This window comes from Sphingobium agrisoli (assembly GCF_041877245.1).
In the GTDB taxonomy this organism is placed as follows: Bacteria; Pseudomonadota; Alphaproteobacteria; order Sphingomonadales; family Sphingomonadaceae; genus Sphingobium.
On sequence record NZ_JBHDJI010000001.1, the window covers coordinates 88068 to 110725 of the forward strand.

Sequence of the window (22658 nt, forward strand, 5' to 3'; positions counted from 1 at the left end):
GCTTTCTTGTTTCAAGGGTTGACGGCCCCTATTTTTTCAGCCGTCACCCCGGACTTGATCCGGGGTCCCGCTTGTTCGAGGCATAAGCCCGGCGAAAAAGCGGGATGCCGGATCAAGTCCGGCATGACGGAAGCGCGCGAATGATGCGCGATCATCAAACGTGGAGCGTCTGACCTACCGCTCCGGGCTTTCCTATTGAAAGCACACAAGGTCTCGCATGTATCCGTCGGCTTATGGCGGGTCGCTTTTACCGATGGATAACAAGAACATGGCTTTTGAAACTCTCCCCGCCCTCCTGTCCCAGGCGCTCGTCGCCAAAGGCTATGAGGCGCTGACCCCCGTCCAGTCCGAAGTCACGCAGGAGGAGGCGGTCGGCCGCGACCTTCTCGTGTCCGCACAGACCGGTTCGGGCAAGACGGTTGCCTTCGGCCTTGCCATGGCAGGCGAATTGCTGGGCGAGGCGGAACGGCTGCCTGTCGCCGGCCTGCCCCTGGCACTGGTGATCGCGCCGACGCGCGAACTCGCGCTCCAGGTGAGCCGCGAGTTGGAATGGCTCTATGGCGCGGCGCGCGCGCGGATCGCGACCTGCGTCGGTGGCATGGACGCAGCCAAGGAACGCCGGGCGCTTTCACACGGCGCGCATATCGTCGTCGGCACCCCCGGCCGCCTGCGCGACCATCTCGAACGCGGCGCGCTCGACCTGTCGGCGATCCGCACCGTGGTGCTCGACGAGGCGGACGAGATGCTCGACATGGGTTTCCGCGAGGATCTGGAGGGCATTCTCGACAGTGCGCCCGAAGGCCGGCGCACGCTTCTCTTCTCCGCCACCATGCCCAAGCCGATCGTCGCGCTCGCCAAGCGTTATCAGAAGGACGCGCTGAGGATTTCGACCGTGACCGAGGAACGCGGCCATGGCGACATCAGCTATCAGGCGCTGACCGTCGCGCCCTCCGACATCGAAAATGCGGTGGTGAACCTGCTGCGCTATCATGAAGCGGAAACGGCGATGCTGTTCTGCGCCACGCGGGACAATGTGCGGCACCTGCACTCCAGTCTGACCGAGCGTGGCTTTACCGCCGTGGCGCTGTCGGGCGAGCATAGCCAGAATGAGCGCAACCACGCACTTCAGGCGCTGCGCGACAAGCGGGCGCGGGTGTGCGTGGCAACCGACGTCGCGGCACGCGGGATCGACCTGCCTTCGCTCAGCCTGGTCGTCCATGTCGAACTGCCCCGCGACGCGGAGACGATGCAGCACCGCTCCGGCCGCACCGGACGCGCGGGCAAGAAGGGCACGGCGGTCCTGATCGTCCCCTACCCCCGCCGCCGCCGCGTCGAATCGATGCTGCGTGGGGCGAAGATCCCGGTCGAATGGGGCACCCCTCCGAGCCGCGAAGCGATTCTGGAACAGGATAATCTGCGCCTGCGCGCCACGCTGATGGAAAAGGCGGAGCTGGACGAAGCCGACTGGGCGCTGGGTGCGGAATTGCTGGCGGAAAAGAGCGCCAAGGAAATCGCGGCGATGCTGGTCAAGAGCGCGCGGGCGTCGCTGCCGGCGCCGGAGGAACTGCTCGACCGCAGCGAGGCGCCCGTCCGCAACGACGGGCCGCGTCCGGGCTTCGAGGATACACAATGGTTCCGCATGGACATCGGCCGCCGCCAGAATGCCGATCCGCGCTGGATATTGCCGCTGATCTGCCGGCGCGGCCATGTGTCGCGGCAGGACATCGGCGCGATCCGCATTGCCACCAACGAAACGATGTTTGAAATTCCCAAGGCGATCGCCGGCAAATTCATCGCGGCCGTCAAGCGCAGCGGCGAGGCGAGTGACGAGGGCGCCGACGTGGCGATCCAGGCTGTGGAAGGCGCGCCGCGTCAGGAAGCCCGCGAAAACCGCAAGCAGCTGCGCCCGGCCAATGGCGATCGCCCCAACCGCAGCGGACCCCCGCGTGGCGGCCCCGGCAACGCCCGCCCGCACAGCGCCCGCCCGTTCAAGGGTGCAGGCGCGGGCGGCTCACGCAAGGGGCCACCGCGCGGCCGCTGACCACGGGCAAGCCTATGGCGCGAGGAGGCGTGTCGCGGCGAGACCGCCCGGCAGTGCGGCAAGGGCCAGAAAGGCGCCGAGCGGCACGCGGGCGGTGGCGCTGCGGGCGCGGCCGAGGGCCAACATGACGGCCAGCCCTAGAAGCGATGCGATGAGCAGGATGAGGGGCAAAGCCTGCCAGCCGAACCAGGCGCCGAGCGCGCCGAGCAGTTTGGCGTCGCCCAGGCCCAGTCCTTCACGACCGCGCAGCCGCTTGTAGCCGATCGCGACGGCGAGCAGAGCCCCATAGCCCGCCGCCCCGCCGATGATGCGATCCGGCAGAGTCGCCTCCCCCGCCCAGAGGCCGATGGTGAGGCCGAAAAAAGCGAGCGGCAGGGTGAGCGCGTCTGGAAGCCAGTAATGCCGCCAGTCGAGGATGGCGAGGGCGAGCAGCAGCCAGCCGAGCAGCGCCCAGCCAATGCCGCCCAGATCAGGCGACAGCCCGAGCGCCGCCGCGCCGATCACCGCGCAGCCCGCCTCCGTCCAGAAATGCAGTGGATCGATCCGCGCGCCGCAGGTGCGGCAGCGATAGCGGCTGGCGAGCGCGCTGAGCAGGGGCACGAGATCGCGCACCCCCAGCGTGCGGCCGCAGCCGTCGCAGGCCGAGCGGCCACGCAGCACGCTGCGCCCCTGTGGCCAGCGCAGGATGAGGGTGGCGAGGAAGCTGCCCAAAATAGCGCCGGCGAGCGCGCCCAGAATCGCCGCAACCGGATCGATCACCATTGGCCTTCGATGTTGCGCGATTGCGCGTTGCCGGTGCCAGCGAAGCCCGCCTGCCCCAGGACTGCGGTGAGCGCCATATCGGCGGTATTGGCGCGCATTGCGGCGGTGTAGCGGGCTGAGAGCCAGATCCGCAAGGCGAATTCTTCACGGCTTGGCTGGCTGACCAGCGACGATGTCAACGTGTTGCGGCCATGGCTGCCGGGCCGACTAAACGCCGGGCCGGGTTGAGGTCGGTGGACTGGTCCATCATCGAAGCGCGAGGCGCTGGCGACCGAGGCCCTCATCTTTACCGAAGAGCAGCGCATTGACGAGCAATTTGGACAGCGAATTGTACAGTTGTTTGGCGGTCTTTGGAAAGCGGCCGAATGCAGGCAAAATATCATTACGTTGTCGGAACGATATGTGGATAGGCTCATTTTTCGGGGCGCATTGGGTCCATCGCGCCCATGAGTTTCCGCAGCTCCCATGCCGGTGCGCGCGCGGCATAAACGAAATCAGCCATCGGCGATGGTTTCCACCTCGGTCGCGTCGCGGCGGGAGACGCGAATCGCTTCTTCGGCGGTCGTCTGGCCGTCGCGCACCAGCGCTCGCGCGGCCGAACCGAGATTGGGGGCATTGAGGAAGGCATGGCGCGCGATCAGCGATTCGTCGCCGCCGTCGTTGATGAGGCGGCGGATCGTATCATCCACCCGGATAGCCTCGAACACGCCGATGCGGCCGTTGTAGCCGGTGCCGACGCATTCCTCACACCCGCGCGCGCGGTAGATGATGGTGCCGGGGTCGAAGCCCAATAGCGCGCTCGCGGACTTGTCCGCCTGCACCGGCTCGCGGCAATGCTGGCACAGGCGGCGGACGAGCCGCTGGGCGATGACGGCACGCAGGGTCGAGGCCAGCAGGAAGGGTTCGACCCGCATGTCGCGCATCCGGGTGATCGCGGCGACCGAGTCGTTGGTGCGGACGGTCGAGAGAACGAGGTGACCGGTGAGCGACGCCTGCACCGCGACCTCGGCAGTTTCGCGGTCGCGGATTTCGCCGACCATCACGACGTCGGGATCCTGCCGCAGTATGGCGCGCAGGCCGGCGGCAAAGGTCAGGCCGATGTTGGCATCGACCTGGGTCTGGCCGACGCCCTCGATCGGATATTCGACCGGGTCTTCCACGGTCAGGATATTGCGGCTGCCGTCATTGAGCTTTCGCAGACCGGCATACAGGGTGGTCGTCTTGCCCGATCCGGTCGGGCCTGCAACGAGGATGATGCCGTTGGGCTCGCTGACGCAGTCGCGCAAGATGCGATCGGGGGCGCCCGTCAGGCCCGGGAGGTCGAGGGCCATGGCTGCATCCTCCCTGTCGAGGATATGCAGCACCACGCGCTCGCCGGTGCGGCTCGGCAGCGTGGAAACGCGCATGTCGACCAGCCTGCCGCCCAGCGTCAGGCCGATGCGCCCGTCCTGCGGCACGCGTCGTTCGGCGATGTCGAGCCGGGCCAAAGCCTTGATGCGGCTGACGACGGCCGGCGCAACATGGGGCGGCATCCGCAGCGTTTCACGCAGCACGCCGTCGACGCGCATCCGCACGATGAGGCCCGTTTCATAGGGTTCGATATGGATGTCACTGATCGCCTGCCGCACGGCCTGCGCGATGATGCCGTTCATGAGGCGGATGGCGGGTGCGCTGTCGAGGCTGTCGAGCAGATGGTCGGCGGTGAGGATGTCGGCGGCCGGGATGTCCAGCTCGTCCGTGCCGGGGTCCAGGGCGTCCGTCACGGCGGTGGCGCTGCCGTCCACGGCATAATGATCGAACAGATGGCGGTCGAACCGGGCCCGATCGACGAAGCATATGTCGAAGCTCCTGGCGAGATAGCGGCGGACTTCGAGCAGGACGCGGGGATCGCTGCCTTCGCGCACGGCCATTGTCAGGCGATCGCCTTCGGCAGCGAGGAGGAGAACGCCGTTCGCGCGGGCGAAGGCATAGGGGAGGTCGATCGGGCGTGGGAGAATGGGGTCAAAGGTGCCTGCTTCGCGCTCCCGCGGAAGCAGGATCGCGTGGCGCCCAGGGCTCGCGCTCAACCCTTGGCCTCCTGCCTTTACAGGAGCACTGGAATGTTGCTCGTCGCTCACCGCTTTCCCCTCCCCCAGGGTCGAGCGCCCGGCGCGCGCTGCCTCAAACCTGTGGCAGGGTGGCTGCTAGGGAGAGGAGCTTACGGCAGAATGACATTTATATGGCGGTGATATGACAGAGCCGCGCCATCGCCCGCAGCCATGAAAAGGGGCTGGAACCGCCGGCTCCAGCCCCCCTTCTTTTTCGCTGCGCGATCGATCAGAAGCTGATCGTGCCTTCGAGACCGAAGGTACGCGGCATGTTGAAATTGCCGTAATCGCCCAGAATGCCGCCATTGTTGCCGATCAGCAGGACGTTGGGCGCACCGGCGGCCTGGCTGGTCTGCACCGCCGGAATGCTGTTCGACGGATCGCGGCGATAGACATATTGCGTGTTGAACAGGTTGCGACCCCAGACGGCGAGCGTCAGCTTCTGGTCGCCCACGCCGTTGAAGCGCAGATCGGCGAGCGAGATGCGGCCGTTCACCACGAAGGAGGCGTCCGCCTTTGTCGCGAACTGGTCGAACGCCTGGGTCGCCTGCGAGTAGTTGGCGTCGAGGTGGAAGCGCAGCTGCGCGTCGTTGCCGCCGATCGGCAGCGCATAGTCGATCGCGCCGCTGGCCGCATTGCGGGGCGTGAACACGATGTAGAATTTCTGCGGCACCGTGGTGGTTGCGACCGGCGTGGTCGTCGTCGGACAGGCAGGCTGCGATACGGCGGCGCAGAAGGAGGTGTAGGTCACGTCCACCGGCGGCACGTTGGTATGCGTATAGGCGTAGGATGCCGTCAGACGCAGCCCGTCGATGGGCTCCACGATCAGGTCGGCCTCGATGCCCCAGATCTTCGTCGTGCCCGGCGCGTTGAAGGTCACGAGATTGTTGAAGTTGCCGGTCGCGGTCGGCTGGATGGTGCTGAGGTCGACCTGGCTGTCCTTGCGGTCCATGCGATAGGCGGCAAGGTTGAAGCGGGCACGGCGATCCCAGAAATCGGTCTTCAGCCCGAGTTCGTAGGATTTCACGTCTTCGGGATCGAAGGCGCGATAGTCGGACGTGCGCGAGCTGGCGCCGCCGGCGCGGTAGCCGGTCGCATATTTGGCATAGGCGTGGATGCCGTCCGCGAAATCATAGGCGATCGTCGCCATCGGGTTGAAGCGGCTCCAGGTCTCGTCGAGCGGCTTATAGCCGTTGCGGTCGAGCACGGCCTGGCTGGCGGTGTCATAGTTGACGCCGCGCGACCAGTGGAGGACGCCGCGCTTCTTGTCGCGGGTGTACCGCCCGCCAACCGTCAGGTGCAGCGCATCGGTCGCGTTCCAGGTGACCTGGCCATAGGCGGCATAGCTTTTCGACCAGACTTCCGACGCGCGGTCGATCGAGCAGCCGTTGACAGCCTTGCCCACGAAATCGGGGGTGGAGGCGGTGCAGAAGGGGATCGGCGCATAGGTCGCGCCGGTGACGACGCCGTTGGTGACGATCGCCGTCGCGCCCATGGAGTTGGGGGTCGCGGCGTCATCGCTGACATGCTCGTTGAAGTAGTAGAGGCCCGCGACATAATCGACGCTGCCGACTGAGCCGACCGCCTGGAGTTCCTGGCTGAACTGGCGCTGGCGCAGGTCGGCGAGGCTGTAGCGGCTGAAGGCGCAGTTGGCGCCGGCGCAGGACGCGGTGAGGTTGATGGTCGGAACGCGGTGCGCGCCGCCCGAATTGTCCCACTGTTCCACGTCCACGCCGCGCCACGCGGTGATCGAGCGCAGCTCGATTTCCGGCGACGCCTTCCACTTCAGGATGTTGGTGAAGCCGTGCGTCTTATCGACGCTGGCGCGCTGCGGCACGCCGATATCGGCTTCGCGCATCAGCGTCTTGCCGTTGACCACGACGCCCGGCAGCAGCGGGCGGACCGTGCCCTGGCTGCTGGTGAAGGCGGTGCCGGGGGTCACGCAGGCGCTGCCCGCGGGGATCGCGATCGGCGCGGCGTTGGTGCCGCCGCTGAGGCAGCCATTGGGGTTGTAGTTCAGCAGCTGGCTGTAGAAAGGCGAGTTTTCGTCACGCGCAATGTCGTAGGCGAAATCGTTGGTGATGGTGCTGGTCGGCTCCCAGCGCACGGCGGCGCGGCCGCCCTTGCGATGGTAGAAGCCCCAGCCGACCTGGCCGGGCAGCGGGTTTCGGGTGACGGGGTCCTGATGCTGGATCACGCCGTCGAGCTTGATCGAGAAGCCGGCGAACTTCGGCAGGTCGAGATGGGCCGACGTGGTATAGGCGCCCAGATTGCCGATGCCGCCGCTGACCCGGCCGCCGAACTCCCCGGTCGGCGCCTTCGACACGATCGACAGCGCGCCGCCTTCGGTGTTGCGGCCGAACAGGGTGCCCTGCGGGCCCTTGAGCACTTCGACGCGCTCCACGTCGAACAGCGCGGCGTTCAGGCCATGCTGGCGGCCGAGATAGACGCCGTCGATATAGACGCCGACGCCCTGTTCGCGCGCGGGCTGGTTGGCGTCGAGCGGCACGATGCCGCGGATGCCGATGGTGAGCGCGCTCTGGCGCGCCTCGAAGGTGGCGACGCGCAGCGACGGGACGCCGCCGTCGGCGAGGTCATAGAGGCTCTGGACATGACGGTCCTTGAGCACTTCGGCGCCCACGACCGCGATCGCGATGGGCGTTTCCTGAAGGTTCGTCTCGCGCTTGGTGGCGGTGACGACGATTTCGCCCAGACCCTGGTCATCGGCGGCTGCTTCCTGCGGCGCAACATCCTGTGCGTGAACGGACGGAGCGACGACGGCGACGATGGCGCCGCCCAGCATGAGGCTACAGCGAAGTGCGTGGGAGAAACGCATGATATTCCCCTTGAGTGATTCCAACCATTTCCTTGGTTGAGGGGGCCGCTAGGGGATGCGTGTTACACGGAAGCGTAATCTGTGTTACAGATTGGAGACTCTTAAATTTCTGATTTATGTCTGCGGCCCACAGGCCACAGATATGGCGAACCGCGCGGATGCTGCGGCGCACAAAAACACTGCACGAAACGGTGCATAAACGGGATCAGTGGGAGGCTTCTGTTGCCCGGCGCCTCCCGTGCCGCTGAACTCCCTTCTGTTGCCCGGTGGGTTCAACCGCGCTATTTTAGAGTAATGTCAGGCCGTTAGGCCCTCAATTACGCTGCAATGGCGAGTGCTTCGTTATCGTTGGCACTTGTGAGTTTTGCACAGTTTAACGGCTTACACGGGCCGGGTGAAAACATCGCCTTTCAACACACGTCGATCCTAGTTCGGCCCCGTCAGAAAGCCCCCGGAAGGGCCTTTGTGGTGGAGCCGCCGGGTACTGCCCCCGGGTCCGCTGCGCCTATTATGCGACACAATTTATCACCATAGCCGGGCGAACCCGGCAAAACCCATATGCGCCCGGCCGCCCGCTTTTTCAAGTCGCTGCGGTCGGGCGCGGTTTTCAGGCGGGGGTGAGGTTCACCGCGCGGGGCTGGGCCGGTGGAAGGCCCTCCGCCTTCGCCTGCGCCATCAGTTCCTGCTTGCGCGCGAGCATCGCGTCGCGCAGCGCCACCAGATCGACGTCGGTCTTGCGGCACTGGGCGAACATGCCCTCCTTCTGCGCTTCCTCTTCTTTGACGTGATGCTTGATCTCCTCGGACAACACCTTTACCTTGGCGTCGTAGAAATCGTCGTCGGGCGATCCGGCCTCTATATCGTTGACCAGCAACTTTGCGCCGTCATGCTCGACATAGGCTTCGTCCAGCGTGTCGTCTTCGATTTTCCCGCGGAAGGCGGGATAGAAAATCTCCTCCTCGATCATCGTGTGGATTTTGAGTTCGAGACAGATTTTGCGGGCGATGTCCTGCTTGCGGGTCGCGCCTTTCGCCGACTCGAATTTCTCGAACAAGTCCTCGACCTCGCGATGGTCGGCCTTCAGCAGCGCGATCGCATCGGTAAACTCCTGTTTCGCCATGGTCGTCCTCCTCAGCTACAAAGCCGACATGCAATCGCCTGGATGAAGGCGCGGTTCCCGCGCCCCTTGCGAGATCGCCCGGCCGCTAATCCATGTTACTGGCGGAGCCGCGACGGTGATGCGGCGTTTCACATCCGTCATGCCGCGTCTCAAGGTCTTCCGCACGCCGATCGGCTTTCACGACGCCTATGTCGCGGCGCCCAGCCGCAAGGCGGCGCTGGCGGCATGGGGTGCCGACGCCAATCTGTTCGCGCGCGGCGCGGCGGAGGAAGTGACCGACGCGGCGCTGATGGAAGCGCCGCTTGGCCAGCCCGTCGTCGTCATCAAGCGTGCGCGCGGCAGCGTGAGCGAACACCTAGCCTCGGCCGAGCCCCCTGCCCGCCCGGTCACGTCCCGGTCGCGGGGCAAGGCGAAGGCTCCTGCCCCGCCTAGGCCCAGCCGCGACGGGCTGCGAGCGGCCGAGCGGGAACTGGCCGATTGGCAGGGGGAGCGGGAGGACGCGCTGGAACGGCTGGAGGCCGAGCGCGCGCGGATCGTGGCGGAAATCGCCAGGTTGCGGCGGGAGAGCCAGCGGGAGCAGGAGCGGCTGGAAGCGGCGGTGGCGAAGGCGCGGCGCGCCTATGACAAGGCGCTGGAGGCTTGGCGGAACGGCTGAACGCTTAACTGCGGAAGATCACCGTCCGCGCGCCGTTCAGCAGCACCCGGTCCTGAAGATGCAGCCGCACCGCTTCGGCCAGCACCCGCCGTTCGATGTCGCGCCCCTTGCGGACCATGTCGTCGGGCGAATCGGCATGGGTGACCGGCTCGACATCCTGATGGATGATCGGCCCTTCATCGAGGTCGGCGGTGACATAATGGGCGGTCGCGCCGATCATCTTCACCCCGCGCCGGTGCGCCTGATGGTAGGGCCGCGCCCCCTTGAAACCCGGCAGGAAGCTGTGATGGATGTTGATGCAGCGACCCGCGAGGAAGGCGGCGAGATCGTCCGACAATATCTGCATGTAGCGGGCAAGGACGACGAGTTCCGCGCCGCTTTCGCCGACGAGCGCCTTAATGCGCGCTTCCTGCGCGGGCTTCGTGTCGGGGGTGACGGGCAGGTGATGATAGGGGATGTCGGCCGGCACCGCGACCGACAGGGCGTTCGCGGGATGATTGCCGACGATGCCGACAATCTCCATGTCGAGTTCGCCGATGCGGTTGCGGTAGAGCAGATCGCCGAGGCAATGGTCGAACTTGCTGACCAGCAGCAGGACTTTGGGCAGCCGGGCGTTGCGGCGGATCTTCCACTGCATCGCCGCCGGTCGCGCGACCGTGCCGAAGCTGTCGCACAGGTCGAGCAGATGGCGTTCGGAGGGAATGTCGAATTCGACCCGCATGAAGAAGCGGTCGCTTTCGCGGTCATTATATTGCGCCGCTTCCACGATGTTGCCGCCCTGCGCCGCGAGACAGCCCGCCACCGCCGCGACCAGACCTGGCCGGTCGTCGCATTGAAGGGTCAATGTGCAGCTTTCCATGCGTCCCCGCTCGCTCGATCCGGCCCGCGCCTAGCGCAGAGTGGGGGCGGGTTGCAACGTGGCTCGATCAGGGCGCGTCCGGGATCAATGGGTTGTGGCATTTGCGGGCGGGCTGCGTAAATCTGCCGCGCGGGGGGACGAATGATTCTCGGAATTGATTTGGGGACGACGAACAGCGCGGCGGCGATCTGGCGCGAGGGGGCGCCTCAGTTGGTGCCCAATGCGCTCGGCGAATGGCTGACGCCGTCGGTGGTGAGCGTCGACGAGGACGGGACGATCCATGTCGGGGCGGCGGCGCGCGACCGGCAGACCACCGATCCCGATCGTACCGTCGCCAGCTTCAAACGCTATATGGGAACGCAGAGTCGCGCGCAGATGGGGCGGCACAGCTACAGCCCCGAGGAGCTTTCCGCCTTCGTACTGCGCACGATCAAGGCCGATGCCGAAGCCTTTTGCGGTGAGCCGATCACCGATGCCGTCATCACCGTGCCGGCCTATTTCAACGACCGGCAGCGCAAAGCGACACGACAGGCGGGCGAACTGGCGGGGCTGGTGGTGCGGCGGCTCATCAACGAGCCAACCGCCGCCGCGCTCGCCTTTGGCGTCCATTCGCGGGCCGAGCATGAGCCTTTTCTGGTGTTCGACCTGGGCGGCGGCACGTTCGACGTGTCGATCGTCGAGATGTTCGACGGCATTGTCGAAGTGCGTGCTTCGGCGGGCGACAATCATCTGGGCGGTGACGATTTCAACGACTGCCTGGTCGCCATGGCGCGTCCGCTCGTCGATCCCGAGGGGCGGCTGGCGCAGGACGCGCCGCATCTTGTCGAGGCGCGGCTGCGCGCGGCGGCCGAGCAGACAAAGCGAGCGCTGTCGGTGGCGGACGAGGCGCCGTTCATGCTGACGGTAGGCGGCGAGCAGCGTCGCGCCATGATCACCGCGCGCGCGTTCGAAGAACAGGCGCAGGCGCTGGTGACGCGGCTGCGCGACCCGGTGCTGCGGTCGCTGCGGGACTCCGATATCGACGTCAAGACGCTGAGCGAGGTCGTGCTGGTGGGCGGCGCGACCCGCATGCCGATCGTCCGGCGGGCGATCACGCGGATGTTCGGCCGTTTCCCCAACAGCAGCGTCCATCCCGACCATGCCGTAGCGCTCGGCGCGGCCGTGCAGGCGGGGCTGCTCGCGCGCGACGCGGCGCTGGACGAAATCCGGCTGACCGATGTGTGCCCCTTCACCCTGGGTGTGAACCACAGCGAGCGGGACGCGCGCGGCAACCTGCATCACGGGCTGTTTTCGCCGATCATCGAGCGCAACACGCCGATCCCGGTCAGCCGGGTCGAAAGCTATCGCACGCTGGGCGACAATCAGCGCCATATCGAATTCGGCATCTATCAGGGCGAATCGCGCGATGTGGCGTCCAACGTGCTGCTGGGGTCGATCAGCATTCCGGTGCCCCCACGCCCCGCCGGCGAGGTGGTGGTCGATTGCCGGTTCAGCTATGACAGCAGCGGCTTGCTTGAGGTGGATGTGGTGGTGCCCGAGACGGGGCAGACCCGCAATCTCGTGATCGTGGATGAAGGCGACAAAAAGGCGGACCGGGATTTCGAGGCACGGCGCGCGAAGCTGGCCGCGCTGAAATTCCACCCGCGCGAGGCGATGGAGAATGTCGCGGCCCTGAGCCGCGCGCGCAAAGCCTATGAAGCGTTCATCGGCGAGCGGCGCGAGGCGATCGGCCAGTGGATCACGCGCTTTGAATCGGTGCTGACGACGCAGGATCACCGGTTGATCGTTGAGGAGCGGCGACTGTTGCTGCACAATCTCGACCTCATCGAACAGGATTATGGGCTGTGACCCCGGCGGCGGCATGGCGGCTGCTGGCTATTGCCCCGACCGACGACAAGCGCGCGATCCGCAGCGCCTATGCAGCGAGGCTGAAGGCGATCGATCCCGACGCCGACCGGGACGGGTTCGCCGCGCTGCGTGCGGCGCGCGACCTGGCGCTGGCGGAGGCCGATGTTACAACCGATGTGGCCGATCCAGCCGAGGCTGCCCCCTCGCCCGGCATAGAGGTAGTGCTGGCCTGCCCGGCGCCGCCGATGGGCCCGCCTGCCCTGTCGCTGGAGCAGGGCGGGACGGTTTCGGTCGAGCAGGCGATCGAGGCGCCGTGGTCCGTCGCCGATCTCGCGCCGAATGTCCGGTCGGCTGGGCAGGACGATGCCAGCGATGTGCAGGCGGGGCCGATCTGGTGGAGCCCGGTGACCGCGCCCCATGCCGAGATACAGTATGATCCCGGCCGCCCCGACCATGCGCTCCATGCCCTGCTCTACCCCGACCCGGACGCGGAGTCGCAGGACGAGCCGATGCGGGGGGACGAGATCGACCGGGGGATCGCGCTGATCGACCGGCTGAACGACGACGCGCAGCAAGGCGCAATCGACCTTCACGCCAGGTTGGAGGAGTGGCTCTCCCATATCTTGGCGGGCGCATGGCCGCGATCTCACCCCCTGCTCGGTCATGCGGCGGCGCTGTTCGGCTGGAGCGCGCGCGAAGGGCAGATCGACGCGCCGCGCGCGATCGATTTCATCAACCGGCGGCTGGCGTCCGATCGGTTCGCGGACGCCGTCCAGCAGAAGGGACATCCGCTGCACGGGGCTTGGAAGCAACTGTCGAAGCCGACGCGCGTCGGCCAGGGACGCGCGCTGTGGTGGCAGGGCGACAAGATCAACGAATTGATCGGCACCATCCGGCGCGACTATCCCGAGGTCGAACAGCGGCTGAACTGGCACCGCATCGCGCTCTGGGAAGCGCATAACGAGCGGCCGATCCGGTGGTGGACGATGGCAATCGGCGCCTTCTTCGCGTTGCAGCTGATCGCGCGTATCGCGACCAGCGTCTATCATCCGAACGAGCAAAAGACCCCGGTGCAGATCGGCGGGGCCGGTGCGCCGCTTGTGGCGGTCGCGCCGCGCGTGCCCGGCGGGCTCGGCGATGTTGAGGCGGACATGGAGGCGGCGGTGCGACGGGCGCTTGGTCCCGACATGACGATCGACGCGCTGCGGACGCGCGCGCCTTTGGTCTATCAGCTGTTCGAAAGCAACTGGCGAACCGGGCTCGACATGGGTCGCACCCAAGCCCAATATGTCGACACGATGGAGGGTCTGATGCGCGAGCGCTACGCGCTGCTGGCGCGGGAGGCCGGCGGCGAGGCGCTGACCGCGTTGCAGCGCCATCGGCTGAGCGAGGCACGGCTGCTGAAGGGCGAACACTGGCGCCAATGCACGGCGATGTTCCGGCGTGGAGGATTGGCCGAGGCTTCGCTGGTGCCTGCGGCCAAGCGGGAGAAGCTGCGCCCCGACATCGCCGATCTGGTCCTTGCCATGCCGGGCAATCCCAACCCGCCCGATGTGCGCGGCAGCTTCACCATTCCGGGCGAGATCGTGGCGCAGGTGGTGGAGCGGTCCGGCCTTGGCATCGACCAGGTCAGCGATGCGTTTCGCAACATCGGCGACGATCGGACGCAGTGCCTGACACAGATCGCGCTGCTGAGCGCGACGCTGGACGCAAGAGCTGAGGAGAGAGCCGCTTTGCTGCCCCGGCTGTAGCGGCGAGCCTTGCGCCCGCTCCTAAAAACCGCCAAGCAGCGCGCGTCGGACATGGAGAGGATCGGCAGGAATGAGCTATTATGACGTTCTGATCGTGGGCGCGGGCCATGCGGGGGCGCAGGCGGGGATCGCGCTGCGGCAGGCGGGCTTCGAAGGCAGCGTCGGCATGATCGGCGATGAGAAAGACCCGCCCTATGAGCGGCCCCCGCTGTCCAAGGAATATTTCGCGGGCGAAAAGACGTTCGAGCGCATCCTCATTCGCCCCGCCGCCTTCTGGGCCGAGCGCAATATCGACATGCTGCTGGGCAAGCGGGTGAAGAGCGTCGATCCGACGGCCAAGTTCGTGACCGTGGGCGATGAAGAGATCGGCTATGGCAAGCTGATCTGGTGCACCGGCGGCAGCCCGCGCCGGCTGACCTGCAACGGCGCGGACGCGCCCAATGTCCATGGCGTGCGGCGGCGGGACGATGTCGACGCGATGATGGCGCAGCTCGACAACATCAGCCATGTGACGATCGTGGGCGGCGGCTATATCGGGCTGGAGGCGGCGGCGGTGCTGTCCAAGTTCGGCAAGCAGGTCGTGCTGCTGGAGGCGCTGGACCGGGTGCTGGCGCGGGTCGCGGGCGAGGAATTGTCGCGCTTCTACGAAGCCGAGCACCGCGCGCATGGCGTGGACCTGAGGACCGGCGCGCGGATGGATTGCATCGAGGTGACGGACGGCAAGGCAACCGCCGTGCTGATGGCGGATGGCGAGCGGATCGCGACCGACATGGTGATCGTGGGCATCGGCATCATCCCCGAAACCGGGCCGCTGATCACCGCGGGCGCGGCGGGCGGCAATGGCGTGGACGTCGACGAATATTGCCGCACCAGCCTGCCCGACATCTATGCCGTGGGCGATTGCGCGGCACACGCCAACCGCTTCGCCGGCGGAGCGACGATGCGGATCGAGTCGGTGCAGAATGCGAACGACCAGGCCAAGACCGCCGTGGCGCACATATTGGGCAAGGAAGAGCCTTATGATGCGGTGCCCTGGTTCTGGTCCAACCAATATGATCTGAAGCTCCAGACGGTAGGCCTGTCGACCGGGTTCGACCAGACGGTATTGCGCGGCGATCCGGCGACGCGCAGCTTTTCGATCGTGTATCTGAAGGGCGGCAAGGTGATCGCGTTCGATTGCGTCAATGCGGTCAAGGATTATGTGCAGGGCCGCGCCCATGTGCTGTCGGGCGCGGCGCTGGACGTGGCGCAGCTGGCTGACGCGAGCGTGCCACTGAAGGAAGTGGGGCTGGCCTAACCCCGGAACATCGCCTTCGCCGCCAGCTCCCATGGGCCGTCGCGATAGTGCCAGGCGGCGAGGCCGGCGATGGCAAGCGGGCGGGGGCGGAAGTCGCGGCGGAGGTCTTGCGCGAGCACCTTCGCCGTCGCGGGATCGACCTTGTTCTGGACGGTGACGTGGAGGCGCGGGCGGGCCTGGTCCTGCGGGGTCAGGAGGCCAGCGAAAGCGTCCGCCAGATCATCGCGTATCGCGAGCAGTGCCGGGCTGTCGATGCGGAAGGCGACGCCGCGCCTCAGCAGCATCACCTCGGTCAGGCGGGCAGCGGGCGGCGGGCCGGCGGCGAGCGCCTTGAGCCGGGTCGTCATCTCCTCCAGCGCAGAGGGTGGGAGATGATGAAACAAAGTGATGTGCGCGGCGAGATGGTTGCGCTCCGGCGGGAAATGCGCGCGGCGCAGCGCGTCCGCCCAGGCGAAATCGGCCGGACCCATCAGCGCGCTGATGATGATCGGCGCGCTCATGACGCTATCGTATCGAGCGCGGCGGGTATATGATGCGCGCCGGGCGGCCCGGGACCGACTCGCCGCCGCGTCAGGGGAGGTTTCACCATGTCCACGCCGCGCGTCGTCCTTGTCATCGGCATCATCCTGCTGCTCTGGAACCTCATGGGGGTAGCGGCCTTTGCGATGCAATATGGCATGGACCTAGGGGAACTCGCCAAGACCGACCCGGTCGGCGCGCGAATCTTTGCCGAAATGCCCGGATGGTTATGGGCTGTCTATGCGGTCGCGGTGGGTGCGGGAACGCTGGGCGCGGTGCTGCTGCTCGTTAAGAAGGCGGCGGCGGCCAGCCTGTTCCTCGTCAGCCTGATCGCGGTGCTGGTGCAATTCGGCTACACGCTGGGCGCGACCGACCTGATCGCGCAGAAGGGGTTCGTGGTGGCGGCGGGCTTCCCGATCGTCGTGATCCTGATCGCGATCGGGCAGTTGCTCTATGCTCGGATGCTGGTGGCGAAGCGGGTGTTGCGGTGAGGGCAGGCGAGCGTAGCCTTTATGGAGTTGGCCACGGATAAAGGTCAGTCCCCTTCACAACTCGTGCGTATTCCGAAACAACCGCTGGTGCATGTTCGACCCAGTCTCCAGCTATACTTAGATGATGAAGAACACCACTATCGTTCCAATATATGTCACATGAGCGTGACCAGTCTCCGACCGTTTGCTGATTACACGTTACGTAGAAGTCCGTTCGACCCTCAAAATTAATATGAAGGCGGTTCCCAGCCGATGTCTCTCGATCTGAAGACCGCCATATCCGCATCGACTTATTCTCGGCAATGAGTTGCAGTGGCCCTCTGACGGGAGGTATTCGAAGGTCATCATGATGCTCGTTCCACTGAAACAAGTCATTAGGTAATGTAAGGTAAAGAAGACTGGTCTCGCGTTCGCCAGCTGCCATCCACCCCTTAACAGGCGCGACCTTGCTCCAAATATCTATCCAGAACCAATTAGGGACACGAAATTCCACTGCGGTCGGCATTGGTTTACCGAAGTATCGAGGGAAAGCGTCGCCTTGGTGAGGGTAGCGATAGACATGTCCTGCAATCTCTACGCTTTGGCTTTCTTTGACTAAAGGCAGCGGGGATATCTTTTCATTCGCCGACGAGATCGGGGAAATGCAAGCGAGAGAAAGCCACACGGTCAGGCGGAATCTATGAACCATCGGGATTGGTTATCGGCATTGAAAACGATGAGCAACATAATAGCCAACACCTCCAGTTCATGCCAGCTAGGGCTGGCGTCTCTGTTGTTCTTACAATGGGGTCGAAAGAAAAATGAGATCCCAGCTTTCGCTGGGATGACGTAGAACGAGAGAGTCTGCCCATCCCCTACCCCGCCTCCACCGGCGCGGCGTAGAGGGTGAATTGGGCCTTTAGCCCGCCCAGGCTCGACTGGCCGACCCAGAGGTCGAAGGCGCCGGGCTCGGCGAGGCGCTGGTTGCGGGCGCCGACGAATTCCAGATCGACCCGCGACAACGAGAAGCGGACGGTCTTGCTTTCGCCCGGCGAGAGCGTCACGCGCTCGATGCGTTTGAGTTCGCGGATCGGGCGGGTGCGGCTGGCGACGCGGTCGCGGGTGTAGAGTTGCACGACCTCGCTGCCCTTGCGCTTGCCCCGGTTGGTGACGCGCACGGTGACTTCGATGGCAGCGTCCCAGCGCAGCGCGGTGTCCGACAGGCGAAGCTGGTCGAGCGCGAAGTCGGTGTAGGCAAGGCCGTGGCCGAAGGGGAAGCGCGCGCTGTTGTCGGTGGTGGCGTAGCGCGCTTTATATTCGGTCTGCCCCTCCCCCGTCACCGGGCGGCCGGTGGATTTTCGGTCGTAGAAGAAGGGTTCCTGCCCGCTTTCCCACGGGAAGCTGACGGGCAGCTTGGCCGAAGGGTCGGCCTTCCCCAGCAGAATGTCGGCGATGGCATGGCCCGCCTCGCTCCCGAGGAACCAGGTAGCGAGGATCGCGCGCGCGTCGGCGACGCCGCCATGGAGGGCGAGCGCGCGGCCGTGGCGCAGCAGGACGACGACGGGCTTGCCCGTGGCGGCGATCGCGTCGGCCAGCGCCTGCTGCGCAGGGGGAATTTCGATGACGGTGCGGGACTGGGCCTCGCCCGACATCGCTTGGGATTCGCCTATAGCTAGGAGGACGATGTCGGCTGCCTTCACCGCCCCGACCGCGTCGGCTATGCCGCCCTCGATAGGGGTGGCGATGTCGCAGCCGCGCGTGACGGTGAGGCGCGATGGATCGGGCAGCGCGGCGCGCAGGCCGCTGGCAATGTCCACGCCCGCGCCGGGATCGCCGTAGAAGGCCCAGGGGCCATAGAGATTGTCGCGATCTTCGGCAAAGGGACCGATCAGCGCGATCTTCTGGCCCTTGGCCGGGTCGATGGGGAGCAGGTCGCCCTCATTCTTGAGCAGCACGATCGAGCGGGTCGCGGCTTCGCGGGCGAGAGCGCGGTGCGCGGGCGTGAAGATGCGCGTGCGCTCCGCTTCCTCGTCGAGCGAGCGATAGGGATTGTCGAACAGGCCGATCGCCGCCTTCACATAGAGGATGCGGCGCACCGCGACGTCGATCGTGCCCATCGGCACCGCGCCGCTCTTCACCAGATCCGGCAGGTAGCGGATGTAGAGGCCGCTCTGCATCGACATGTCGACGCCAGCCAGGACGGCGAGCCGCGCGGCGTCGCGCGCATCCTCGGCAAAGCCGTGGGCGACCAGTTCCTCGTCAGCGGTATAGTCGGAAAAGACGAAGCCGCGAAACTGCATCTCGCCCCGGAGAATGTCGGTGAGAAGTTCGCTGTCGGCGGTGGCGGGCACGCCGTTGATCTCGTTGAAGGCGGCCATGGTGGTGAGCGCGCCGGCGGCGAAAGCCTTGCCGAAGGGGGGCAGATGGGTCTCGCGCAGCGTTTCTTCGCTGATGTCGACATTGCCATATTCGAGGCCGGCGGCAACCGCGCCATAGGCGGCGAAATGCTTGGGGCAGGCGAGCAGCGCGTCGTCGCGGCGAAGGTCGCGGCCGTGGAAGCCGCGGACGCGGGCGGCCGAGAGCAGGCCGGTCAGGGTCACGTCCTCCCCCGCCCCCTCCACCACCCGGCCCCAGCGCTGGTCGCGGGCGACATCGACCATCGGGGCGAAGGTCAGGTGCAGGCCGGCAGAGGTCGCCTCGACAGCGGCGGCGCGGGCGGTGCGCTGGCAGAGGTCGGGATCGAAGCTGGCCGCTTCGGCCAGCGGCACGGGGAAGATGGTCTTAAGGCCATGGATCACGTCGCCCGCGAACAGCAGCGGGATGCCGAGCCGGCTCTTTTCGAGCGCGATCTCCTGCGCCCGGCGCGCACCCGCAACGCCGATGCCGTTGAACAGACATCCGACGCGGCCCCGGCGGATTTCATCGGCCAGGCGCTTTTCGTCCTGGATGCCGACCTGCGGATTGGGCGGGTTGAAGGGCCGGAAACTGTCGGCAAGGCAGGTCATCTGCCCGGCCTTCTCCTCCAGCGTCATCTTCGCGATCAGAGCATCGATCCGTGCGACTTCATCGGCGGCAAGGGCGCGCGAAGGGCGGACGAGGGTCAAGGCTCCAGACAGGGCGCCCAGCAGCAGATCGCGTCGGTCGATGCTCATCGCGCGCGGAAATAGAGGACCATGGATGAACGCACCTTGTCCAACCCAACGCACCATGGCGCATGATGTTGCATCGCAAACTATGGTCGGGAGGCGGCAGGGGTGGATGCGAGCCGATCGATCGGTGATATTCTTCCGACCTATGATTTCGCGTCCCGCTCATCCGCGAGCGGGCCGACGGGAGGCGGGGAAATCCACGACCGAGCTGAATGTGGCTGGGGCGGGAGGATTCGAACCTCCGCATGGCGGTACCAAAAACCGCTGCCTTACCGCTTGGCTACGCCCCAGCAGCGCCAGCGCGGGACGCCGGCGCGGGACGCTCTATAGCGCTTCATCGGCGAAAGGAAAGCCTAGTCATGATAGTTTGATGACGGCAATATAAGGGCGCGTCATCCCTTGCCGGATCATCCATCTTCATGTCGGTTTCCAACGCCCAGATCGCTCCCGCCTCTCCCCTCTTCCTGCGCGAGGACGAGATCAGGCGGGGTATCGAGATGCTCTATTTCGGCTATTCGGCGCTTACCCGCTCGATCGACGACGGGCTGGCGGCGCAAGGGCTGGGGCGGGCGCATCATCGCGCGCTCTATTTCATCTCGCGCCAGCCCGACCTTACCGTGAAGGAATTGCTGCGGCTGCTCGCGATCACCAAGCAGTCGCTGGGTCGGGTGCTGGGCGACCTGGTCGAGCGCGGCTATATCGAAACACGGTCGGGGACGAGCGACCGGCGGCAGAAGCTGCTTCGGCTCAGCCCGCAAGGCAAGGCGCTGGAGGCAGAGCTGTTTCGGGCGCTGCGCGAAAAGATGGCGGCGGCCTACACGCTGGCTGGCCAGGGATCGGTGACAGGCTTCTGGCGGGTGCTGGAGGGGCTAATCCCGGAAGCCGAACGATCAATGGTATTCGGCCTGCACGGTGGGTGACGCGGCACAGATAAAGTTGAGCCTGCGAAACCTTCTTCCGCTTCCTGCGCTTATGAGGCTCCATAGACTGGCAAGAGGAGCCACCATGCGTACACCCCTGATCGCCGCCGCCGCATTGCTGGCCGCGACCGGCCTGTCGGCCTGCTCGGAAAAGACGCAGGACAGCGTCGAAAATGCCGGCGCTTCGATCGGCAATGACGTGAGCCAGGCGGTCGATACCGCCGGCGAGAAGATCGACAACGGCCTCGACAAGGCGGGCGATGCGATCGACAATGGCGCGGAGAAGGTCGACGCCGCCGCCGACCGGGCGGCCGCCGACGCGAAGCGCGAAGGCGCCGAGGCAAAGCGGGACGCCGGCCAGGCGCTGGAAAATGCGGGCCGCGACCTCAAGAACTGAACAATGATGGCGAGCGCGCCCTGCGGGCGCGCTCGTCCGCTGCCCCGGCCGTTATGCTCGCTTGAACACCGGCGGGCGCTTTTCGAAGAAGGCGGCGAAGGCTTCCTGGGCTTCGGCCGACGCCATGGTGTCGCGGAACAACCGCGCTTCCTCCTCGATACGGGCGTCGAGCGCGGCACGGTCGCCACGCATCAGGCGGCGAGTCGCGGCGAGCGCGTGGGGCGGTTTGGCGACCAGCGCGACGGCCTTCGCGCGGGCATGGGCCAGCAGCGCGTCGGCAGGGACAATAGCGGTGACGAGCCCTGCACGGTCGGCGCCCTCAGCATCCATTGGCTCGCCCAGCAGCAGCATCGCCGCTGCCTTCGGATGCCCCATCATGGCGGGCGCGATCAGGCTGGAGCCGGCTTCCGGCACGATCCCCAAATTCACAAAAGGCATGACGAAACGCGCGTCGGGCGCGGCGTATATCAGGTCGCAGTGGAACAGCATCGTCGTGCCGACGCCCACGGCAAGGCCCTGCACCGCAGCGACGACCGGCTTGTCGAAGGCGGCGATGGCGCGAATGAAGTCGAAGGCGGCGGCCCCGCCCTCCGGACCCGCCATGAAATCCTTAAGGTCGTTGCCGGCGCAAAAGGCGTCACCCCGCCCGGCGATCAGCACCACGGCGACATCGGGGCGCGCGGCAGCGTCCGCCAGCACGGCGATCATGCGGCGATACATGGCCGCCGTCAGCGCATTCTTCTTGTCCGGGCGGTCGATATGAATCTCGATCACCCCATCCTGATCCTGGACGACGATATGGTCGGTCACGCCTTGCCTCTCCTTGCGCGGGTCCAAGGCGAAGTTGTTGGCGCAGCCAGCGCCCCGCGTCTATCCCCCTATTTTTGCTGATTGCCCATCGGAGACAAGAATGCGCCGCTTGCGCCAGGCGCTGGACCCGTTCCTGCTGCTGCTGATCCTGACCGTTGCCCTAGCGTCGCCTCTGCCTGCGCGCGGTGTCGGCGCGCGGGTCGCGGACGTGGCGGCGGACGGGGGGATCGTGCTGCTTTTTTTCCTGCACGGAGCCAAATTGTCGCGTGCGGCGATCGTCGGCGGGGCAGCGGCGTGGCGGCTGCATCTGGCGACGCTGGCGACGAGCTTCGTGATTTTCCCGATTCTCGGGCTGGCGGTGGCGCACAGCGGCATGGTGCCGGCCGACATGCGGACGGGGCTGCTGTTCCTGACATTGCTGCCATCGACAGTGCAGTCGTCGATCGCCTTTACCGCGATCGCGCGCGGCAATGTGGCAGCGGCAGTGGTGAGCGCGTCCTTCTCCAACCTGCTCGGCATCGTCGCGACGCCGCTGCTGGTTGCGATGCTGATGCAGCGAAGCGGCGACGGCAGCCTGATATCGATCGGCGCGGTCGAAGGGATCGTGCTGCAACTGCTGTTGCCCTTCGTCATCGGGCATCTGCTGCGGCCGTGGATCGGCGGCTTTGTCGAGCGGCACCGGGCGGCGATCGGGCGGGTCGACCGGGGATCGATCCTGCTGGTCGTCTATGCCGCCTTTTCCGCCGCCGTGGTCGAAGGACTTTGGGCCAAGGTGTCGGCGGCGGAACTGGCGGTGCTGGCGGGATGGTGCGTCGGGCTGCTCGCGGTGGTGCTGCTGCTTACCTGGGGCCTGGCGCGAGCGATGGGGCTGTCGCGGGAGGACGCCATCGTCCTGCAATTCTGCGGGTCGAAGAAGAGCCTGGCGTCGGGCGTGCCGATCGCGGGGGTGCTGTTTCCGGCGAGCGCGGTGGGGCCGATCCTGCTACCCGTCATGCTGTTCCACCAGATTCAGCTGATGGCCTGCGCAGTGCTGGCGCGGCGCTATGCGGGGCGGACCGACCCGGATTTGGACAGCGAGCTGGACAACTGATTCGACATCAATCGGCGGCTGTTATACGAGCGTAAAAATATCTGCGG

At 66.1% G+C, this 22658-nt stretch carries 18 protein-coding genes, 1 tRNA gene and 1 other RNA gene; 9 read left to right on the forward strand and 11 right to left on the reverse strand.

Annotated elements, in window-relative coordinates; translation table 11 throughout:
- The first annotated feature begins 268 nt into the window (after positions 1-268).
- Positions 269-2041 carry a DEAD/DEAH box helicase gene (locus ACETPF_RS00395; protein WP_373932298.1) on the forward strand — a complete coding sequence of 591 codons (1773 nt, stop codon included), beginning with the start codon at positions 269-271 and terminating at the stop codon, positions 2039-2041.
- A 12-nt stretch (positions 2042-2053) separates the two neighbouring features.
- On the opposite strand, the gene ACETPF_RS00400 is transcribed toward ACETPF_RS00395, so the two are convergent.
- From ACETPF_RS00400 to ACETPF_RS00425, 6 genes are all read right to left on the reverse strand, one after another.
- Positions 2054-2800: a prepilin peptidase gene (locus ACETPF_RS00400; protein ID WP_373933029.1), complete on the reverse strand. Its 747-nt coding sequence runs from the start codon at positions 2798-2800 to the stop codon at positions 2054-2056.
- Positions 2797-3087: a hypothetical protein gene (locus tag ACETPF_RS00405; protein ID WP_373932299.1), complete on the reverse strand. Its 291-nt coding sequence runs from the start codon at positions 3085-3087 to the stop codon at positions 2797-2799. Before ACETPF_RS00405 ends, ACETPF_RS00400 begins: the two co-directional genes overlap by 4 nt.
- A 210-nt stretch (positions 3088-3297) precedes the next feature.
- Positions 3298-4839, reverse strand: a complete 1542-nt coding sequence (locus ACETPF_RS00410) for a GspE/PulE family protein (RefSeq protein ID WP_373933030.1) — start codon at positions 4837-4839, stop codon at positions 3298-3300.
- A 280-nt stretch (positions 4840-5119) separates the two neighbouring features.
- Complete coding sequence (locus ACETPF_RS00415) at positions 5120-7726, reverse strand: TonB-dependent receptor (RefSeq protein ID WP_373932300.1); 2607 nt, start codon at positions 7724-7726, stop codon at positions 5120-5122.
- A 245-nt stretch (positions 7727-7971) separates the two neighbouring features.
- Positions 7972-8314, reverse strand: a transfer-messenger RNA (tmRNA) gene (gene ssrA, locus ACETPF_RS00420).
- A 19-nt stretch (positions 8315-8333) separates the two neighbouring features.
- A complete protein-coding gene (locus ACETPF_RS00425; protein WP_373932301.1) occupies positions 8334-8846 on the reverse strand; it encodes a hemerythrin domain-containing protein in 513 nt (170 codons plus the stop codon).
- A 139-nt stretch (positions 8847-8985) separates the two neighbouring features.
- Here ACETPF_RS00425 and ACETPF_RS00430 point away from each other — a divergent pair, with 139 nt between their 5' ends.
- Entirely contained in the window at positions 8986-9501 is a 516-nt protein-coding gene (locus tag ACETPF_RS00430; RefSeq protein ID WP_373932302.1) for a hypothetical protein, read from the forward strand.
- 4 nt (positions 9502-9505) lie between these two features.
- Here the strand turns inward: ACETPF_RS00430 and purU are convergent, their stop codons facing one another.
- Positions 9506-10360, reverse strand: a complete 855-nt coding sequence (gene purU, locus ACETPF_RS00435; RefSeq protein WP_373932303.1) for a formyltetrahydrofolate deformylase — start codon at positions 10358-10360, stop codon at positions 9506-9508.
- Positions 10361-10501: 141 nt separating this feature from the next.
- Between purU and ACETPF_RS00440 the strand changes: the two genes are divergently transcribed.
- From ACETPF_RS00440 to ACETPF_RS00450, 3 genes are all read left to right on the forward strand, one after another.
- Positions 10502-12208 (forward strand): Hsp70 family protein, encoded by a 1707-nt coding sequence (locus tag ACETPF_RS00440; RefSeq protein ID WP_373932304.1) that lies wholly within the window; start codon positions 10502-10504, stop codon positions 12206-12208.
- Positions 12205-13959, forward strand: coding sequence for a hypothetical protein (locus ACETPF_RS00445; protein ID WP_373932305.1), 1755 nt, complete (start codon positions 12205-12207; stop codon positions 13957-13959). The genes ACETPF_RS00440 and ACETPF_RS00445 overlap by 4 nt, the downstream gene beginning before the upstream one ends.
- A gap of 70 nt (positions 13960-14029) precedes the next feature.
- Positions 14030-15256: an NAD(P)/FAD-dependent oxidoreductase gene (locus ACETPF_RS00450; protein WP_373932306.1), complete on the forward strand. Its 1227-nt coding sequence runs from the start codon at positions 14030-14032 to the stop codon at positions 15254-15256.
- Here ACETPF_RS00450 and ACETPF_RS00455 read toward each other — a convergent pair.
- Positions 15253-15756: a 2'-5' RNA ligase family protein gene (locus ACETPF_RS00455; RefSeq protein ID WP_373932307.1), complete on the reverse strand. Its 504-nt coding sequence runs from the start codon at positions 15754-15756 to the stop codon at positions 15253-15255. The two genes, ACETPF_RS00450 and ACETPF_RS00455, sit on opposite strands and share 4 nt — an antisense overlap.
- Positions 15757-15843: 87 nt before the next feature.
- Between ACETPF_RS00455 and ACETPF_RS00460 the strand changes: the two genes are divergently transcribed.
- Positions 15844-16266: a sugar transporter gene (locus tag ACETPF_RS00460; protein WP_373932308.1), complete on the forward strand. Its 423-nt coding sequence runs from the start codon at positions 15844-15846 to the stop codon at positions 16264-16266.
- Positions 16267-17120: 854 nt separating this feature from the next.
- On the opposite strand, the gene ACETPF_RS00465 is transcribed toward ACETPF_RS00460, so the two are convergent.
- Positions 17121-19397: a glycoside hydrolase family 3 N-terminal domain-containing protein gene (locus ACETPF_RS00465; protein ID WP_373932309.1), complete on the reverse strand. Its 2277-nt coding sequence runs from the start codon at positions 19395-19397 to the stop codon at positions 17121-17123.
- A 212-nt stretch (positions 19398-19609) separates the two neighbouring features.
- Positions 19610-19684: transfer RNA gene (locus ACETPF_RS00470), tRNA-Gln, on the reverse strand.
- A 129-nt stretch (positions 19685-19813) separates the two neighbouring features.
- Here ACETPF_RS00470 and ACETPF_RS00475 point away from each other — a divergent pair.
- Together ACETPF_RS00475 and ACETPF_RS00480 are read left to right on the forward strand one after the other, a co-directional pair.
- Entirely contained in the window at positions 19814-20314 is a 501-nt protein-coding gene (locus ACETPF_RS00475) for a MarR family winged helix-turn-helix transcriptional regulator (RefSeq protein WP_373932310.1), read from the forward strand.
- Positions 20315-20399: 85 nt separating this feature from the next.
- Positions 20400-20711 carry a hypothetical protein gene (locus ACETPF_RS00480; RefSeq protein ID WP_373932311.1) on the forward strand — a complete coding sequence of 104 codons (312 nt, stop codon included), beginning with the start codon at positions 20400-20402 and terminating at the stop codon, positions 20709-20711.
- Between the two features lie 51 nt (positions 20712-20762).
- On the opposite strand, the gene ACETPF_RS00485 is transcribed toward ACETPF_RS00480, so the two are convergent.
- Complete coding sequence (locus tag ACETPF_RS00485; RefSeq protein WP_373932312.1) at positions 20763-21521, reverse strand: enoyl-CoA hydratase-related protein; 759 nt, start codon at positions 21519-21521, stop codon at positions 20763-20765.
- Positions 21522-21621: 100 nt separating this feature from the next.
- On the opposite strand from ACETPF_RS00485, the gene ACETPF_RS00490 reads away from it, so the two are divergent.
- Complete coding sequence (locus ACETPF_RS00490) at positions 21622-22611, forward strand: bile acid:sodium symporter family protein (protein ID WP_373932313.1); 990 nt, start codon at positions 21622-21624, stop codon at positions 22609-22611.
- Positions 22612-22658: the final 47 nt, after the last annotated feature.

Bases quoted from the DNA above. Each gene is read 5' to 3' on its own strand.
- ACETPF_RS00395 (WP_373932298.1), top strand. From the start codon at position 269: ATGGCTTTTGAAACTCTCCCCGCCCTCCTGTCCCAGGCGCTCGTCGCC.
- ACETPF_RS00405 (WP_373932299.1), bottom strand. From the start codon at position 3,087: ATGAGGGCCTCGGTCGCCAGCGCCTCGCGCTTCGATGATGGACCAGTC.
- ACETPF_RS00415 (WP_373932300.1), bottom strand. From the start codon at position 7,726: ATGCGTTTCTCCCACGCACTTCGCTGTAGCCTCATGCTGGGCGGCGCC.
- ACETPF_RS00425 (WP_373932301.1), bottom strand. From the start codon at position 8,846: ATGGCGAAACAGGAGTTTACCGATGCGATCGCGCTGCTGAAGGCCGAC.
- ACETPF_RS00430 (WP_373932302.1), top strand. From the start codon at position 8,986: ATGCCGCGTCTCAAGGTCTTCCGCACGCCGATCGGCTTTCACGACGCC.
- purU (WP_373932303.1), bottom strand. From the start codon at position 10,360: ATGGAAAGCTGCACATTGACCCTTCAATGCGACGACCGGCCAGGTCTG.
- ACETPF_RS00440 (WP_373932304.1), top strand. From the start codon at position 10,502: ATGATTCTCGGAATTGATTTGGGGACGACGAACAGCGCGGCGGCGATC.
- ACETPF_RS00450 (WP_373932306.1), top strand. From the start codon at position 14,030: ATGAGCTATTATGACGTTCTGATCGTGGGCGCGGGCCATGCGGGGGCG.
- ACETPF_RS00455 (WP_373932307.1), bottom strand. From the start codon at position 15,756: ATGAGCGCGCCGATCATCATCAGCGCGCTGATGGGTCCGGCCGATTTC.
- ACETPF_RS00460 (WP_373932308.1), top strand. From the start codon at position 15,844: ATGTCCACGCCGCGCGTCGTCCTTGTCATCGGCATCATCCTGCTGCTC.
- ACETPF_RS00465 (WP_373932309.1), bottom strand. From the start codon at position 19,397: ATGAGCATCGACCGACGCGATCTGCTGCTGGGCGCCCTGTCTGGAGCC.
- ACETPF_RS00475 (WP_373932310.1), top strand. From the start codon at position 19,814: ATGTCGGTTTCCAACGCCCAGATCGCTCCCGCCTCTCCCCTCTTCCTG.
- ACETPF_RS00480 (WP_373932311.1), top strand. From the start codon at position 20,400: ATGCGTACACCCCTGATCGCCGCCGCCGCATTGCTGGCCGCGACCGGC.
- ACETPF_RS00490 (WP_373932313.1), top strand. From the start codon at position 21,622: ATGCGCCGCTTGCGCCAGGCGCTGGACCCGTTCCTGCTGCTGCTGATC.